General features: G+C 64.0%; 14 protein-coding genes. 5 read left to right on the forward strand and 9 right to left on the reverse strand.

The window, feature by feature from the left end; genetic code table 11:
• Positions 1–25 precede the first annotated feature (25 nt).
• Entirely contained in the window at positions 26–1,273 is a 1,248-nt protein-coding gene (locus L6637_RS13650) for an MFS transporter (RefSeq protein ID WP_237863937.1), read from the forward strand.
• Positions 1,274–1,279: 6 nt separating this feature from the next.
• Here L6637_RS13650 and L6637_RS13655 read toward each other — a convergent pair whose 3' ends face one another.
• The 3 genes from L6637_RS13655 to L6637_RS13665 all read right to left on the reverse strand — a co-directional run bounded on the left by L6637_RS13655 (position 1,280) and on the right by L6637_RS13665 (position 3,661).
• Entirely contained in the window at positions 1,280–1,903 is a 624-nt protein-coding gene (locus L6637_RS13655) for an HAD family hydrolase (RefSeq protein ID WP_377802850.1), read from the reverse strand.
• Positions 1,904–2,045: 142 nt separating this feature from the next.
• Positions 2,046–2,267 carry a dodecin gene (locus L6637_RS13660; protein WP_237863936.1) on the reverse strand — a complete coding sequence of 74 codons (222 nt, stop codon included), beginning with the start codon at positions 2,265–2,267 and terminating at the stop codon, positions 2,046–2,048.
• 137 nt (positions 2,268–2,404) lie between these two features.
• On the reverse strand, positions 2,405–3,661 hold the full coding sequence (locus L6637_RS13665; RefSeq protein WP_237863935.1) for a glycosyltransferase family 87 protein: 1,257 nt from the start codon (positions 3,659–3,661) through the stop codon (positions 2,405–2,407).
• A 327-nt stretch (positions 3,662–3,988) separates the two neighbouring features.
• Here L6637_RS13665 and L6637_RS13670 point away from each other — a divergent pair, with 327 nt between their 5' ends.
• Both L6637_RS13670 and L6637_RS13675 read left to right on the forward strand, forming a co-directional pair.
• Positions 3,989–4,990 carry a glycoside hydrolase family 16 protein gene (locus L6637_RS13670; protein ID WP_237863934.1) on the forward strand — a complete coding sequence of 334 codons (1,002 nt, stop codon included), beginning with the start codon at positions 3,989–3,991 and terminating at the stop codon, positions 4,988–4,990.
• Positions 4,991–4,992: 2 nt separating this feature from the next.
• Positions 4,993–6,474, forward strand: coding sequence for a GH1 family beta-glucosidase (locus L6637_RS13675; protein ID WP_237863933.1), 1,482 nt, complete (start codon positions 4,993–4,995; stop codon positions 6,472–6,474).
• 13 nt (positions 6,475–6,487) lie between these two features.
• Here L6637_RS13675 and L6637_RS13680 read toward each other — a convergent pair whose 3' ends face one another.
• From L6637_RS13680 to L6637_RS13700, 5 genes are all read right to left on the reverse strand, one after another.
• Positions 6,488–7,045: an HNH endonuclease gene (locus L6637_RS13680; protein WP_028134115.1), complete on the reverse strand. Its 558-nt coding sequence runs from the start codon at positions 7,043–7,045 to the stop codon at positions 6,488–6,490.
• Between the two features lie 214 nt (positions 7,046–7,259).
• Entirely contained in the window at positions 7,260–8,237 is a 978-nt protein-coding gene (locus tag L6637_RS13685) for a peptidyl-alpha-hydroxyglycine alpha-amidating lyase family protein (RefSeq protein ID WP_237863932.1), read from the reverse strand.
• Positions 8,238–8,373: 136 nt separating this feature from the next.
• Complete coding sequence (locus tag L6637_RS13690; protein WP_237870917.1) at positions 8,374–10,149, reverse strand: flavin-containing monooxygenase; 1,776 nt, start codon at positions 10,147–10,149, stop codon at positions 8,374–8,376.
• 77 nt (positions 10,150–10,226) lie between these two features.
• The gene (locus L6637_RS13695; RefSeq protein ID WP_237870919.1) at positions 10,227–11,312 is read right to left on the reverse strand and encodes a DUF2855 family protein; all 1,086 of its coding nucleotides are present in this window, start codon (positions 11,310–11,312) and stop codon (positions 10,227–10,229) included.
• Complete coding sequence (locus tag L6637_RS13700) at positions 11,309–12,049, reverse strand: DNA-3-methyladenine glycosylase family protein (RefSeq protein WP_237870921.1); 741 nt, start codon at positions 12,047–12,049, stop codon at positions 11,309–11,311. Before L6637_RS13700 ends, L6637_RS13695 begins: the two co-directional genes overlap by 4 nt.
• A gap of 86 nt (positions 12,050–12,135) precedes the next feature.
• Between L6637_RS13700 and gluQRS the strand changes: the two genes are divergently transcribed.
• Entirely contained in the window at positions 12,136–13,008 is an 873-nt protein-coding gene (gene gluQRS / locus L6637_RS13705; protein ID WP_237863928.1) for a tRNA glutamyl-Q(34) synthetase GluQRS, read from the forward strand.
• A 105-nt stretch (positions 13,009–13,113) separates the two neighbouring features.
• Positions 13,114–14,382, forward strand: a complete 1,269-nt coding sequence (locus tag L6637_RS13710; RefSeq protein WP_237863927.1) for an ATP-binding protein — start codon at positions 13,114–13,116, stop codon at positions 14,380–14,382.
• Here L6637_RS13710 and L6637_RS13715 read toward each other — a convergent pair.
• Positions 14,309–15,202: a YihY/virulence factor BrkB family protein gene (locus tag L6637_RS13715; protein ID WP_237863926.1), complete on the reverse strand. Its 894-nt coding sequence runs from the start codon at positions 15,200–15,202 to the stop codon at positions 14,309–14,311. The two genes, L6637_RS13710 and L6637_RS13715, sit on opposite strands and share 74 nt — an antisense overlap.
• Positions 15,203–15,257: the final 55 nt, after the last annotated feature.

The following is a 15,257-nucleotide window of genomic DNA, read 5'->3' on the forward strand; positions in this document are numbered from 1 at the left end:
GGGATGGACTGGCGTAGGGGGACGTATGAGCCAGGTACAGGACGTCACTCTCGGCGCGATTGATACGGCCCCGACCGATCGCGATGCGGAAGCGCGCCGGGCGCTGTGGGGATCGGCGCTCGGCTACGCCATGGATGGGTTCGACCTCCTCATCCTCGGCTTCATGCTGACGGCGATTTCGAAGGACCTTCATCTCACGCAGCCGCAAGCGGCCTCGCTGGTGACAGGAACGCTGGTCGGCGCGGTCGTCGGCGGCGTCGGCTTCGGCATGCTGTCGGACCGGCTTGGCCGCGTTCGGGTTCTGACCTGGAGTATCGTCCTGTTCGCGATCTTCACCGGCCTCTGCGCGCTGGCGCAGGGCTATTGGGACCTCCTGGCTTATCGGGCCGTCGCCGGCATCGGCCTCGGCGGCGAGTTCGGCATCGGCATGGCGCTGGTGGCGGAGGCCTGGCCTGCGAGCAAGCGCGCGCGGGCAACGTCTTACGTGGGGCTTGGCTGGCAGTTCGGCGTGCTCATGGCGGCGCTGGTGACGCCGGTCCTGTTACCGGTCATCGGCTGGCGCGGGATGTTCGCGCTCGGCGTGTTTCCGGCGGTGATCGCATACGTGATCCGGCGCAAGCTGCACGAGCCTGACGTCTTCATCGCGCATCAGGCAAAGGCTGCAGATGCCGGTTCGTCACTTCGTGCGCTCGTGGTCGATGCGGAGACGACCCGGATCGGCATCGGCATGATCATCCTCTGCTCCGTGCAGAATTTCGGCTATTACGGCATCATGATCTGGCTGCCGAACTATCTCTCGACGCGGTTCGGCTATGGCCTGACGCAATCGGCGCTCTGGACCGCGGTGACGATTGCCGGGATGGCGCTCGGCATCTTCCTGTTCGGTCATGCGGCCGACCGTTTCGGCCGTCGTCCCGCGTTCCTGACCTACATGCTGGGCGCGGCCATCATGGTGGTGGTCTATTCGCAGTTGACATCCGCCGGTGCGCTGCTGATCGGCGGAGCGGTGATGGGCTTCTTCGTCAACGGCATGCTCGGTGGCTACGGTGCGCTGATGAGCGAGCTTTATCCGACCGCGGCGCGCGCCACTGCGCAGAACGTGTTCTTCAACATCGGTCGAGCGGTCGCCGGCTTCGGCCCGCTGGTGGTCGGCATCGTCAGTGCCGCCTACGGCTTTCCAACCGCGATCGCAGGTCTTGCGCTGCTATATCTCATCGACATCGTGGCGTTGCTCGTGCTGATCCCGGAGCGGCGCGGCGTCGATCTCGCCTGACGTCGTTCACTGCCTGCGAAGCAGGCCGTGAGCCGAAAGAGTTTGCTTGAACGTCTCCACGGACGTGTAGTGATGCGCGAGGAGACCCGCCTGCCGCGCTCCCGCGACATTGGCCGCAAGGTCGTCGACAAAGAGCACATTCTCCGGTTCGACCTCGAGCTCTGAAACGCAGAGGCGGTAGCAGAGCGGATCGGGCTTCGCCGTCTTGAACTGCGCCGAGGTGTAGATCCTGGAGCCGAACAGCGGCCGCAATTCCGGCAGCAGCGTATCGATGTGATCGGCAACCAGCGTGGTATTGTTGGTCAGGATGGCGATATCGACGGTTCGGCGCGAGTCTTCGACAATCTCCAGCATGGCGCAATCGGCCTGCATCGAGCGGCGTCGCGCCTCCACCCATTCGTCGAGCGACAGCGGATAGCCGATACGCTCGCCGAAGCCGCGCAGATAGGCAGCGCCATCGAGCGTGCCGGAATCGCCGAGCAGCTCGAAGCCACTGTCCCATATGGCTCGATGAACATATTCGTCTGTCGATCCCGCAAGCTCCGCCAGGCGCGCGATGCGCTTTCCCCTGTCATAGTCGCAGAGGACATTGTCCATGTCGAAGAGGACGAGCTTGATTTGATCAGTCACGGCGACACTCTGGACCCGGCCGGTACATCCGGCCGCGAGCAGAGTGATATCCAACACGCCACCGAGCGCAAGTCCGTCGTCATCGGATGGACGCAGACGCGAAGGTCCTATTGCCACCGCATCCGGCGAAGGAGGAGCGGGGTTAGCCTTCCAGCGTAAACCCGACGCGCAGCGTCACCTGGTAGTGACGCACCGCACCGTTCTCGATGTGGCCGCGGGTCTGCACCACCTCGAACCATTTCATCTCGCGGATGGTCTTGGACGCGCGGCTGACTGCGTTCTTGATGGCGTCCTCGATCGAGGACTCGGACGATCCGACCAGCTCCAGGATCTTGTAGACATGATCCTTCTCGGCTGTGGGCATGGGTGCGCCTCCCTTGGTTGCGGTGCGGCGGGCGCAGGCGCGTGCCTGCGCGCGCCGCCGCATCGCTCCCAATTGAACGGGGACCACCCTTTCCGGTTCCGTCAGGTTCGATGATCCGCGTGTCGGATCGAGAAGAATTATTTTGCGACGGGTGCGGCCTGCGGCAGGACCGATGCAGGCTGTGTCCCGCGCCACAGCACCCGCAACAGCAGAACCAGCAGCGCCATCAACGCGAAGCCGCCGAGGGCGGGTGCGAAATGCTGGCTGGGGTCGGCCTTTTGTCCGAACTGAACGGCGAGCCGTCCCGACTGCAACAGCCCATAGGCGCCTGCGAACAGGATCAGCCCGTACGCCACATCGCGCTCGCGCGAACTCGCCATCCCCGCGAGATCGGGCAGCGCCAGCGCCAGCCCGATCCCGAGGATCGGCAGGTCGTAATCATAGGCATAGGGGCTGATCATCACCGACACCATCACGGTGATGCCGAGTGCGAATTTCAACGATAGGCCGCGGGCCGCGCCGACGAGGACGGCGAGCAAGGCCAGGCCCCCGACGACGACCTGTCCCCAGAAGGCGGCGCTCGCCGGAAGGCCGGCCTTGTAGAGTGCAGCATAGGTCGAGATCATGCGAAACAACGGGTAGAATCCCTGCTCGAGAAAGCTCGCCGATTCCCTGATCGCCCCTAGCCACGCGATCCAGATCTGCCAGCCGAACAGTAACGTGCAGATAAGCGAGCTCGTCACCACCACGACTGCAGCGGTCGCGAGCGCGAGCCATCGCCGCGTCGCCAGCAGGTAGACGCCTAGCGCAATGGCAAGGTGCGGCTTGATGACCATGGCGCCGAGTGCGAGGCCGGCGAGCCATTGCCGCCGGTCGACGTTGAGGCAGACCAGCGCGATCAGCGCGCCGGTGAGAAAGCCGTTCTGTCCGCAGCCGATGGTGATCGCGAGTGCTGGAAACAGGATCACCAGCGCTAGCGCGAAATTCGTGCCCGAGATCGCGCGCAGCGCCAGAAGATAGAGCGCCAGTGTCGCGGTCGTGAACAGGAGATAGCCGACGCCGACCGGAAGGAACGCGAACGGCGCGAGCAGGAGACCGTATTGCGGCGGATAGGTCCAGGGCATGAAGCCGGTCACGCCGCCGGCGGCTTCCATCTGCATCTTCAGCAGCGCGTCGAAATGATAGGCCTGATCGAGATCGCCACGCCAGACGCGCTGCGCGACAATGTGGAAGGCGTCGAAATCGGCGAGCTCGCGATCCGCCCAGCCGCCCCAGCGCGCGAACCAGAACGTCTTGAACGCCACGATCGCCGCCAGTGCGGCCAGCACGAAGCGCACATAAGTCGTCCGCTTCGACGGCGAGAACCGAACCTGTTCCAGTGTTTCGGCGAGCATGGTGGCGGCGACCTCGAACCTGTCGGATTGGTGGCGGCGTGGGCGGGGTCCGCAGATTTCTGCCAAACTGCCATTGGAGGCTTAAGGGACAGTAACGAATAGGGAAGGATTTTGGCGGGGGGCGCCCAAATGGCGGAATGGAGGCGCGAGGATCGAGGCCGCTCGTTCGCTGATTTTGTGCCGAGGTGAAACGATTTTCGGCCGGTTTCTGTGAGGGGGCGCGATGTCTTTTCGAAATCGCCCGCGCGCGTCGGATGGGTGCGCTTGCCGGTTCAGTTAGTGGCGAGCTAATTTCTGCGAAGTTCCTCATATATTCGATGTACGGCGATGATCGACCGTGGGACGAAAGGCGCTCTGGCTGCGATCGGTTTGTTGACCTTGCCGGCGTTGAGTGCCGCGCAGGACGAGCTTGGTGACGCGCCGCGCGGCCTGTCGCTGCAGGTCACCACCGATCCTTCCACGATCGAGTGCCGCAAGCTGGAAGCAGTCAATACCTCTTCGCTCGAGTTCCTGCCGCTGCATCGGACCTTCAACGACGATTTCGATGAGCATCCGCTCTCGCACGGACGCTGGGTGCCGCATTATGCTGGCGGCGCCGCTTGGCCGGACGCCCGCTATTGGGGCGGCGATGGCTCCGACTTCAAGCGCAAGACCAGCGCCAATGGCGAACAGCAGATCTATGTCGATCCGCGCTACGCCGGGCGTGCGGGGGTGCCGCTCGGGCTCGATCCGTTCAAGGTCACGAACGGCGTGCTGTCGATCGTCGCCAGCCGCACGCCACCGGAACTGAAGCCAGTTCTTTTCAACAACGAGTACATCTCGGGAGTCCTGACGACGCAGGGCACGTTCGCGCAGAAGCACGGCTATTTCGAAATCCGTGCCAAGGTGCCGGTCGGCCACGCGGTGTGGCCGGCGTTCTGGATGCTGGCGGATGACGGCGGCTGGCCGCCGGAGGTCGACGTGCTGGAAGGCCGTGGCGAGAGGCCTGGCGATCTCGTCATGACCACGCATTGGCGGATTCCGTCGACCCAGAAGATCCAGTCTTGCGGCTTCGATTTTGCGGTCGGCGATGCTTCGCGCGCATTCCACAATTACGGTGTACTGTGGGAGGAGGATCGCCTGGTCTATTTCATAGACCGCAGGCCGGTCTCCGATATCAAGGTGCCGATCGGCTTCGACGATCCCATGTACATGATTGTCAATCTCGCGATCGGATCAAAATTCTTTCCCGGGGTCAGCCCGGTCGATGCGGAATCGCCCGAGAGCGTCGCGTTCGAGATCGACCGGATTTCCGCCTATCAGATCGATGTGGAGCAGGCGCGGAGATAGCGATGCCGATCGACGTCTCACGGCGCGATTTTGCAAAACTTGCGGGCCTGGCCGCGCTTGGCACAGCGACGGGCGCCAGAACTGCGGAGCAGGAAAAGGCTGCAGGGAATGAAACATCCGCTTCGGTTGAGCGCGGCGGGCCTTTCCCGAAGGGCTTCTTGTGGGGCACGGCGACCTCGTCCTACCAGATCGAAGGTGCGGTCGACGAAGATGGCCGCGGCAAGTCGATCTGGGACACTTTCAGCCACACGCCGGGCAAGATCGAGGATGGTTCCACCGGTGACCGCGCCAATGAGCACTATCGCCGCTACAAGGAAGACGTCGCGCTGATCAAGGCGCTAGGTGTCAAGGCTTACCGCTTCTCGATTGCATGGTCGCGCGTGTTTCCCGATGGATCGGGGCAGCCCAATCCAAAAGGACTCGACTTCTACAACCGTCTCGTCGACGAGCTGCTTGCAAGTGGCATCGAGCCCTATGCGACGCTTTACCACTGGGACCTGCCACAAGCGCTGCAGGATCGTGTCGGCGGATGGTCGTCGCGTGATACGTCAAAAGCGTTTGCCGATTTCGCCGGCTACGTCGCTGCGCGCCTGACCGATCGCGTCAAGAACATTTTTACTGTAAACGAGGTCGGACGCTTCGTGAACTTCGGCTATGGCTGGGGCATCGACGCGCCCGGCCTCAAGCTGCCGACCGCGCAGCTCAACCAGGCGCGCCATCACGTCGCGCTGGCGCATGGGCTTGCCGTGCAGGCGATCCGCGCCTCCGGACGCGCCGGCACCCGCGTGGGCGCAGCCGAGAACATCGCGGCATGCGTGCCGGCGATCGCGACACCGGAAAACATCCGCGCCGCCGAGATCGCAACACGCGAGCTCAACGCCGGCTTCCTCGGCGTGGTGCTGGAGGGCAAGTACACTGACGGTTTCCTCGCTTATGCCGGTGCCGACGCGCCGAAGTTCACGGCGGAGGAATTGAAGATCATCGGAACGCCGAATGATTTCGTCGGACTCAATATCTACGCGCCGCAATTCTACGTCACCGCCTCCGATCGCGCGCCGGGCTTCCATGTGCTGCCGTTCCCGACCTCGTTCCCCCACATGAATTCGGAATGGCTGCGGGTCGGCCCCGAAGTAATCTACTGGGCCCCGCGCCTCGCCGCGAAGATTTGGAACATCGAGAACATCTACATCAGCGAGAACGGTACCTCGTCCGAGGACAGGATTTCCGCCGACGGCCAGATCTACGACCTCGACCGCATCATGTTCCTGCGCAACTATCTGACCCAGATGCAGCGCGCCATCGCCGAAGGCGTTCCGATCCGCGGCTATTTCCTGTGGAGCCTGATGGACAATTTCGAGTGGATTTTCGGCTACGGCAAGCGCTTCGGCCTTTACCGGGTCGACTTCGAGACGCAGGCGAGGGTGCCGAAGCTGAGCGCGGCCTTCTATCGGGACGTGGTGGCGAGCAACGCGATCGGGGCGTGAGGCGGCGCAAGCCCTACGGATCCAGCTCCGTATCCCAGTAGAGGTAGTCCAGCCAGCTGTCGTGCAGATAGTTCGGCGGGAACAGGCGACCGTTGCGGTGGAGCTGGTGCACGGTCGGTGCGAACGCGTTCTGGCGCGGAAACATCTTTGCCTGAGCCGGCGTGAGATTGCCCTTGCGCAAATTACAGGGCGAGCACGCCGCGACCACGTTCTCCCAGGTGGTCTGGCCGCCTTTGCTGCGCGGGATGATGTGATCGAAGGTGAGGTCTTCCGGCGAACCGCAATATTGGCAGGCGAAACGATCGCGCAAGAAGACGTTGAACCGGGTGAAGGCGGGATGCGTGGTCGGCTTGACGAAGGATTTGAGCGAAACCACGCTCGGCAGCTGCATTTGCAGCGTGGGACTGTGAACCGCCTGGTCGTAATGCGCTACGATATTGACGCGGTCGAGGAACACCGCCTTGATCGCGTCCTGCCACGACCACAGAGACAGTGGGTAGTAACTCAGCGGCCGGAAGTCCGCGTTCAGGACCAGCACCGGCCAACTGCCTTGCGAGACATGTGCGTTCAAGTAACGCTCCCGGCCTCCAATATACGCTGCGAAGCAGCATGTACTGACATACTACATGCAGCGTGACGGGATTGTGAAGCCCGTTGAGCGACTTATTCAGGCGCATGCAATGCGGCGGCAGGGTGGCAAACGCCCAGAAACGCCGCGATTTTGGCACGGGGGGCGGCAGGGAGCCGGCGCGGAACAGGCCTTCTGTTGGGCTTTGCGGCAGCAGTTACTCCGACACCCTTTCCAGCTTCTGCAAGCACCGCGTCGCGCGCACCTCTGCGGGCATGTCTTGGTCTCCAAAGCTGGCCTTCCAATTGGTGACGCCGACTTCGCCGAGGTAGATGTCGCCTCTCGAATCAAGTGCGAGGCCGTGCGGCGCCAAGAACTTCCCGCTGGAAACGCCCGGGCCTTTCTCGCCGCCGAGCCGCGCGATGCGCCTTCCCTTGGCGTCGACGATCGAGAGCCGCGGGCCGAGATTGGGAACATGGCGGTTGACGTCGAGGCCGGGGCCGAGCTCGCCGATCACGAAGGTCGGGCTCTTGCGCCCGCCGCAACAGCACAGCGCACAGGGTCGATGCAGATTGTTCCATTGCGTCTCGTATTTGCCCTCGCCATCGAACACCTGCACGCGATGGTTCTCGCGGTCGGCGACATAGACCCAGCCGTCGGCGTCGGTCGCAATATTGTGCACGATGTTGAACTGGCCGGGGTCGGTGCCGGGCTCACCCCAGCTCTTCATCAGCTTGCCGTCCGGCGTATATTTGTGCACCCGCGCATTGCCGTAGCCGTCGGAGACGTAGATCTCGCCCTTCGGCGACAGCGCGGTGTGGGTGCAGCGGTGGAACGGCTCGCCGCTCATGAAGGGCGCCGGCTTTTTGGGGATACCGATCGTCAGCAGCACCTTGCCGTCGGTGGTGCATTTGCGCACGGTGTGGTCGCCGTCGTCGGTGCAGTAGAGATTGTCGTCGGCATCGATATGCAGGCCATGCGCGCGCGAGAACAGGCCTTCGCCAAAGCTGCGCAAGAAATTGCCTTCGCGGTCGAGCACCACCATCGGATGTTCGCCGCGGTTGAAGACGTAGACGTGGTCCTTGCTGTCGACCGCGACCGAAGCGACGTCACTCAGCTGCCAGCCATCGGGAAGTTTCGCAAAGTTTTCGACGACGCGGTAGCGGTGCTCGCCGGTGCCGAGAATGGCTGGCATGGGTGGCCCTTCCTTCAGTTGTCTCTGTTGCGCTTGTCTGTATCCACATCGTCATTGCGAGCGCAGCGAAGAGATCCAGACTGTCTCCGCGGAAAGATGCTGGATCGCCTCGCTGCGCTCGCAATGACGAATGGGCTTAAGCTGTCCCCACCTCACGTCCCAAAATCCCTTCCTCGATCGCCTTGATCCGGAGCGCGAGGAATTTCGAGTTGATCCGGCATTGCGCCAGGCTACCGGCGATGAACCACAGGCCGGGCTGCTTCGTGCGCGCATACATGTTGCGCAGCTCAAAGCCGTCGCCAAAGCCCCAGACCGGGCCGATGCGGTCGGCGACGCCATCGCCGAACAGCTTTCGCACCAGGTATTCCTGCGGCTTGTAGCCGGTGGAGAGCACGATCAGATCGGCTGCGACGGCCGAGCCGTCCTTCATCTGCGCGCCGCCTTCCGTGAAGCTCTCGATGTCCTCGAACTGCTTCAGCTTGATCGCGCCTTCGACGATCAGGTTGGAGCAGCCGACGTTGAAATAATAGCCGCCGCCGCGGGTCAGGTACTTGAACTGCCAGCCGGTGCCGCCCTCGCCGAAGTCGAGCTTGAAGCCGACGCGGCGAAGGCCGTCGAGCAGGTCCTTGTCGAGCTCCTTCGACTGCTCGGTCAGCATCACATGGGTCTTTTTCGCCAGCGGCGTCGGCATTGACGCGGCGATCAGATCGTTGTCCTCCAGCGTGCCGTCATTGTAGGTCGCGTAGGCCAGTTGCGCCGACGGCTCGATATTGGTGACCAGCGTCGGCGATCGCTGCACCAGCGTCACCTCAGCGCCGCTGGAATAGAGATCCTGCGCGATGTCATGGCCGCTGTTGCCGGTGCCGATGACGATGGCGCGCTTGCCTGTCCAGTTCTCGCCGTCTTCATAGCGGCTCGAATGCAGTAGCGTGCCCTTGAAACGATCGAGCGTCGGAATGTCAGGGATGTTGGCGATGCCGCTGACGCCGGTCGCCATGATCACGTGGCGCGGGTGCATGGTGCGCTCGCTGCCGTCGGCGCGGCGCAGCGTCACCGTCCAGTGATCCCCGGCCTCATCATAGGCGCCGCCCTCGAACTCAGCGCCGGTCCAGAAGTTGAGCTCCATGGCATCGACATAAGCCTCGAACCAGTTCGCGAGCTTGTCCTTGGGGATGTAGGTCGGCCAGCTCGGCGGAAACGGCATATAGGGCATGTGATTGACCTGCACCTGATTGTGCAGGGTCAGCGCGTGATAGCGCTTCCTCCAGGTATCGCCGATCCGCGCCCCGCGATCGACGATCAGCGTGTCGATCTGCAACTGCTTCAGCCGCGCGGCGATCGCAAGCCCGGCCTGGCCGCCGCCGACCACCAGCGCGACTGGCTCGCGATCGGCATAGTCGCGCGAGGCGTTGCGCTGATCGAGCCAGTTCGGTCCGCGGAAATCGCGCGAATAGGCTTGTCCTCGCGGCCGCGAGGTGCCGAGCTGTTCCTCGAATCCTTTGAGCTCCTCGAGCGCGGTGAGCAGTGTCCACGCCTTCAGCCGGTCGCCGTCGGCGATATCGGGCACGAGCCGCAGGATGCCGCTGCCGCGGCCGAGCGCGGTCTCGAAACTGAAGATGGTCTCGATAGTGTTGGTGCCGGCGCGCGTCACCCAGCGCGGCGCTGCGCGGTTTGGCGCGATCTTGAAACTGCGCGGCGCCGCGTTGAGTGAAAGTGCGGCCAGCGCCCGTACGATCCCATCGCGACCGGCGAGCGTTTGCAGGTTCCAGCTTAGCGCCAGCGCGTCGCGCCAAAAGCAGTCAGCGAGGAAGAGACGGTCGAGCGCGGCGCGATCGGGCTGGCCCAGCGCGCGCTCGAATTCATCGAGCCAGGCTTGCGCGGACACGGCCATATCCTTCGTGCGATCCAGCATGCGCGACCTCGTGGCCGTCTTCGCGGCGTTTCCTCTGAGGTGGACGCTATACTGGTTCGACCGGTGTCAAAAGCGCTTTACCCGAGCAGGGAAAGCATATGCCCCTGCTCAGGCGGAATGCTCCCCTTGAGCGTGTCGAGATAAATGCGCTGCACTGCTTCGGGGCCGCGGCTCTCGACCACGCGGAGGCTGCTCTCCAACATCGGGGTGAACCCCGACCACGCCACGCCAAACCGTTGCTCGATTCCGCCAGGACCCCAATCCTTAGCGCGCTTGCGGATGTGGTCGGGCGCGAAGAACCAGCGCGGCTTTGCGCCGGGCAAGACGCCTTCGTCGGCGTCGGTCGCGCGATGCGTCAGACCGACACGCACCGAGCAAGCCATCTGATGGCCGAAATGCCTGTGCAGTCCGGCCCGCAACGCACTGCTGCCGGCCATGTCGACGAAAGCGACCGGATTTTCCGGTGGCAACGAATGGATTCGATCGTAGGTCACCACCGCGTCGTAGCAGGGCAGCGAGCGGACGAAACCGACATTGTTCGCTGAGGTCAGCCCGATCACGTTGCGGCCACGGCTGTGCAGGAGATGAGCGAGCCCAAACGCGGTCTTGCTCGACGCGCTCGACAGCAGCACGCTGCGTGCACCGAAATCGTCGTTCTCGGCGAGGAAGTCGTCGACCAGGAACGACAGCATGAACAGCGGCCGCAGCAGTGCCTGAAGATCACCCTGATGTCCGGCGAAAGCGGGATCGCCGGTGACACGGGAATAGAGATTATAGACCGGCGCGACTTGGCTGCGGTGCGCGGTGCCGTCACGAAGTGCGCGCTTGCTGACATCTGCGGCTTCGATAACGAGATGCGTCGCCATCGGGAAATAGCCGAACAGCCGTTCGCCCACGGCGACATCCGGATGTCGCGAGCCGATAACCTCGCCGAACCCCCACACCGGGATGTTGCCAAATCCCTGCGGCGCCGGAAAGATCTGCCAATATTTCAGCTCGTCGCCCATCACGGCATAGGTGATGTTTTTGGCGGTGAACGCGAAGCGCTCGACCTTCACCAGGAGCGCATCTGCGGGCAGGAGTGCTGCATCGGGAAGGGTGGTCTCGATCAGCTTGTATTGCGCGAGATCGTTGCGTGCGACGACGAAGTCGGTCGATGTCATGGTGAAGGTCCCGGCTTTTTCCGTGCCGGCATCTTCTCCTTTACGGCTGCGCGCTTTGCAACAGCAACATTGTTTGAAACGGCGTTCGCTCCGCCGGCGATGACGCCCTCGCGGTTCTTCATCGCGCGGTAGTAGCTCCACCACAGATGTGCGGCGGCGCCACGCAGCGGACGCCAGGGTTCGGCGAGCGGCGCCATCTGCTTTTCCGTCGGCCGCGCCTTCAGGCCGAGGCCGATCCTGATTCCCTCCTGCACGGCGAGGTCGCCGGCGGGCCAGGCATCGCCATGGCCGAGGCAAAACAAGAGATAGACGTCGGCAGTCCACGGTCCGATGCCCGGCAGCGAGACCAGCGTGTGATGCGCGGCATCGGCGTCTTCCTCGGCGAGCACGTCGAGGTTCAGCCGCTCGGCGACGATCTCGCGCGCCAGATGTTTCAGCGTCTTGATCTTGGCCGCTGATAGTCCGAGCCGTCCCAGCCGGTCGGTGCGGGCGCGGCGCACCGCCTCATGGTCGAACGGATCGAAGGCCGCAGACAGCCGTCCCCAGATCGCGGCGGCGCTCGCGGTCGAGAGCTGCTGCCCGCAAACGATATGCGCAAGCCCCGCAAAGCCCGGCTCGCGCCGCCGCAACGCCGGCATGCCTGCGATTTCTAGCACAGGCTTGAGGCGTGGATCGCGCTTGACCAGCGTGTGAACGGCTTCTTCGAGGTCGGACTGGGTTTCGAGGTGGATGGTCATTGGCGCTCTACTTGTCACGCACGGGCTTGACCCGCGCATCCATCTCCTATCGTAACAGAGTCTTGGCCATGACGAGATCTTGCCAGATGCCGCCACCCGTTTTCCGATTTGCCCCCAGCCCGAACGGCCTCTTGCATCTCGGCCACGCTTATTCTGCGCTGCTCAATTTCGACCGCGTGCGCGAAACCGGCGGGCGGCTGTTGCTGCGGATCGAAGACATCGACGCGACGCGCTGCCGGCCGGAATTCGAGGCTGCGATCTACGAAGACCTCGCCTGGCTCGGGATCGCATGGGAAACGCCGGTGCGGCGGCAATCGGAGCGTCTCGCCGACTATCGCGCCGCGCTGGAAAAACTCTCCGCACTCGGTCTCGTCTATCCAGCTTTTGAGAGCCGCGCCGAGATCGCAAAGCTGGTCGCCGCCCGTGAGGCGGATGGGCCGTGGCCGCGCGATCCCGACGGCGCGCCGCTCTATCCTGGCGAGGCGAATTCGCTGCCGGCCAGCGAGCGATCGCGCCTGATTGCCTCTGGCGCGCCTTACGCCTTGCGCCTCGACATGGCGGCGGCCTGCCGGCAGGTCTCCGGTCTGACCTGGAACGAGTTGGGTGAGGGGCCCGACGGCGAGCGTGGCCTGGTCGCCGCGCGACCTGAGGCATGGGGCGACGTCATCCTGGCCCGTAAGGAGACGCCGACCAGCTATCATCTGTCTGTGGTGGTCGACGACGCGCTCCAGGACGTGACCGAGATCGTGCGTGGCCAGGACCTGTTTCACGCCACCTCGGTTCACCGACTGCTTCAGGCTCTGCTCGGCCTGACCGAACCCATCTATCGGCATCACGGCCTGATTCGCGGCACGGATGGCCGGAAGCTGTCGAAATCGGACCGCTCGACCGGCCTCCGGGAGTTGCGTGCGGCCGGTATCTCGCCCGCCGCCATCCGCACGACCGTGGGATTAGGCTAAGTTTCTCTGGGGGTTAGCACAGCAGCGCCGTGACTCCGGGGTGGCCGCCGTGCCATGGTCGCTCTTGAGCCCGGGGGTTCGAAGAGGATACTTCGAAGGGGATTTATGGCGGCGAAAACGCGCGCAGCGCGCACCACGCGAAAGTCCAGGCAGCCGCCTCGGAAGCGGGCCGGGGCGGTCGGCAAAGTGCGCGAGCGCAGCACCGTTGCGCCCGACGTGATTCAGGCGGCGCTTGCAGCCTTTGCCCACGAGGTCCGCACGCCCCTGACCGGCATTCTGGCGATCAGCGATTTGCTTTCGACCTCCGATCTTGGCGAGCGGGAGCGGCGTTGGGCCGACACCATCAAGGCCGGTGCCGAGCATCTGGCTAACCTCGCTACGCTGTTCGTCGATGCCGCCAAGACCGGCAAGGGCGCCGGCAAGAGCGGCACGCTACGGCAGGATCTGTTTGATTTGCGCGCGCTCGCGCGCAGCACCGGCGATTCGCTCGCTGGTCGCGCCGCCGCCAAGGGTCTTCAGGCCGAGGTCGACATCTCGGACAAGCTCCCGGGCCTCGTGGTCGGCGATTCCGTTCGCCTCCGCGCCGCACTCGAGAACCTGATCGACAATGCAGTCAAATTCACCGAGCAGGGCGCTGTGGCCATCTCGGCCGCGCCTTGGCGGCCCGTCAAGGGCAAAGCGAGCGGCAAAGCCAAGGACAAGCGCCGGGTCGGCGTCGCCTTCTCGGTCTCCGACAGCGGCATCGGCCTGACCATGGCCGAGATCAAACGGCTGTTCCGCCCGTTCACCCAGGCCAATGTCACCATCGCCTCCCGCTTCGGCGGCGCCGGGCTCGGTCTGTCTTCGGTCAAGCAGCTGGCGCGTGCGATGGGCGGCGACATCACGGTGGCACCGCGGCGCAGCGGCGGCGCCACCTTCACCCTGACCGTCACGCTCGATGCGGCGGGGCCGGCCAAGGCACGCAAGACGGAAGGCGGCGAAGCGGAGCCGCTGGCGGCGCTGCGCGTGCTCAGCGTCGAGGACAATCCATTCGGCCGCGTCGTGCTCAACACGATCCTGACCGAGCTCGGCCATCATGCCGAGTTCATCGGGCGCGGTGAGGATGCAGTGAGCCGGCTCGCGCAGGGTGGCTTCGATGCGGTGCTGATGGACATGGTGTTGCCGGGCATCGACGGCGTCGAGGCCATCAGGCGTATCCGCACAATGCAGGCGCCGCTGGCTCGGATCCCGATCATCGGCGTGTCCGGTCGTGGCGAGGACGAGGCGGCCTCGCGCGAGGCCGGCGCCGACGCCTTCCTGGTCAAGCCTGTGTCCCCGCGGGCTTTAGCGACTGCGCTGCTTGAAGCGACACGCCGTGAGGAAGTCGCGACTTGATGATCGCGGCGTTGAGCTCGCCGCCGAAGACGAAGATCGCGGCAATGAAATACAGAAACACCAGCGCGATGATTACCGAGGCGAGCCCCGCATACATCGTGACGTAATTATTGGCGAAGCGCGCCAGATATTGGCCGAACACGATGCCCGAGATCAGCGAGGCAACGATGGTGAAGACGATGCCGGGCAGGATCTGGAAAAAGCTGCGTCGGCCCGCCGGCAGCCAGGCATGCAGGATGACCAGTGCCACCACCAGCGCGCCTATGGTGATGCCGTAACGCAGCCAGGTGAGAATACTTTCGTTTGACTCGACGAACAGTGGAATGTGTCGCCGCGCCGCCTCGATGAAGAGCGGGCCAAGCACGATCAGGAACGCCATCGCGAGCGCCGTGAAGGCCGCAACCAGCGTGTAGCCGATCGATTCCAGCCGCAGCCAATACCAGCGCCGCATCTCCACCACCGCATAGGCGCGGTTGAGCGCGACCCTGAGCGCCTCGACGCCGTTGGAGGCGAAATAGACCGACAGCACCGCGCCGATGGTCAGCACCCCCGTGCGGGTCGTGGTCAGCACGTCGTGGATCTCTCCCGACAGGGAATCGGCCACTTGCTTCGGCCAGACTTCGAGCATCAGCCCGGCTGCCTGGTCGGCAAGCTCCTTGGAGCCGAAGAAGCCGGCGAGCGAAGTCAGCACGATCAGGAACGGGAATAGCGCCATCAGCGTCGACAGTGCGATATGGCTCGAGATCGCCCAGCCGTCGTCGGCCAGGAACGTGTAGAAGGCGTCTTCCACGATGACATAGATCGTGCGGATGACTTTCACGGTGTGCCCCAGAGCAAGTTTGCTCTCACTTCGCGAGCGGCCCGGATTCGCGCCT

The sequence above is a fragment of the Bradyrhizobium zhengyangense genome, from assembly GCF_022012435.1.
In the GTDB taxonomy this organism is placed as follows: domain Bacteria; phylum Pseudomonadota; class Alphaproteobacteria; order Rhizobiales; family Xanthobacteraceae; genus Bradyrhizobium; species Bradyrhizobium zhengyangense.

Bases quoted from the DNA above. Each gene is read 5' to 3' on its own strand.
- L6637_RS13650 (WP_237863937.1), top strand. From the start codon at position 26: ATGAGCCAGGTACAGGACGTCACTCTCGGCGCGATTGATACGGCCCCG.
- L6637_RS13660 (WP_237863936.1), bottom strand. From the start codon at position 2,267: ATGCCCACAGCCGAGAAGGATCATGTCTACAAGATCCTGGAGCTGGTC.
- L6637_RS13665 (WP_237863935.1), bottom strand. From the start codon at position 3,661: ATGCTCGCCGAAACACTGGAACAGGTTCGGTTCTCGCCGTCGAAGCGG.
- L6637_RS13670 (WP_237863934.1), top strand. From the start codon at position 3,989: ATGATCGACCGTGGGACGAAAGGCGCTCTGGCTGCGATCGGTTTGTTG.
- L6637_RS13675 (WP_237863933.1), top strand. From the start codon at position 4,993: ATGCCGATCGACGTCTCACGGCGCGATTTTGCAAAACTTGCGGGCCTG.
- L6637_RS13685 (WP_237863932.1), bottom strand. From the start codon at position 8,237: ATGCCAGCCATTCTCGGCACCGGCGAGCACCGCTACCGCGTCGTCGAA.
- L6637_RS13690 (WP_237870917.1), bottom strand. From the start codon at position 10,149: ATGCTGGATCGCACGAAGGATATGGCCGTGTCCGCGCAAGCCTGGCTC.
- L6637_RS13695 (WP_237870919.1), bottom strand. From the start codon at position 11,312: ATGACATCGACCGACTTCGTCGTCGCACGCAACGATCTCGCGCAATAC.
- L6637_RS13700 (WP_237870921.1), bottom strand. From the start codon at position 12,049: ATGACCATCCACCTCGAAACCCAGTCCGACCTCGAAGAAGCCGTTCAC.
- gluQRS (WP_237863928.1), top strand. From the start codon at position 12,136: ATGCCGCCACCCGTTTTCCGATTTGCCCCCAGCCCGAACGGCCTCTTG.
- L6637_RS13710 (WP_237863927.1), top strand. From the start codon at position 13,114: ATGGCGGCGAAAACGCGCGCAGCGCGCACCACGCGAAAGTCCAGGCAG.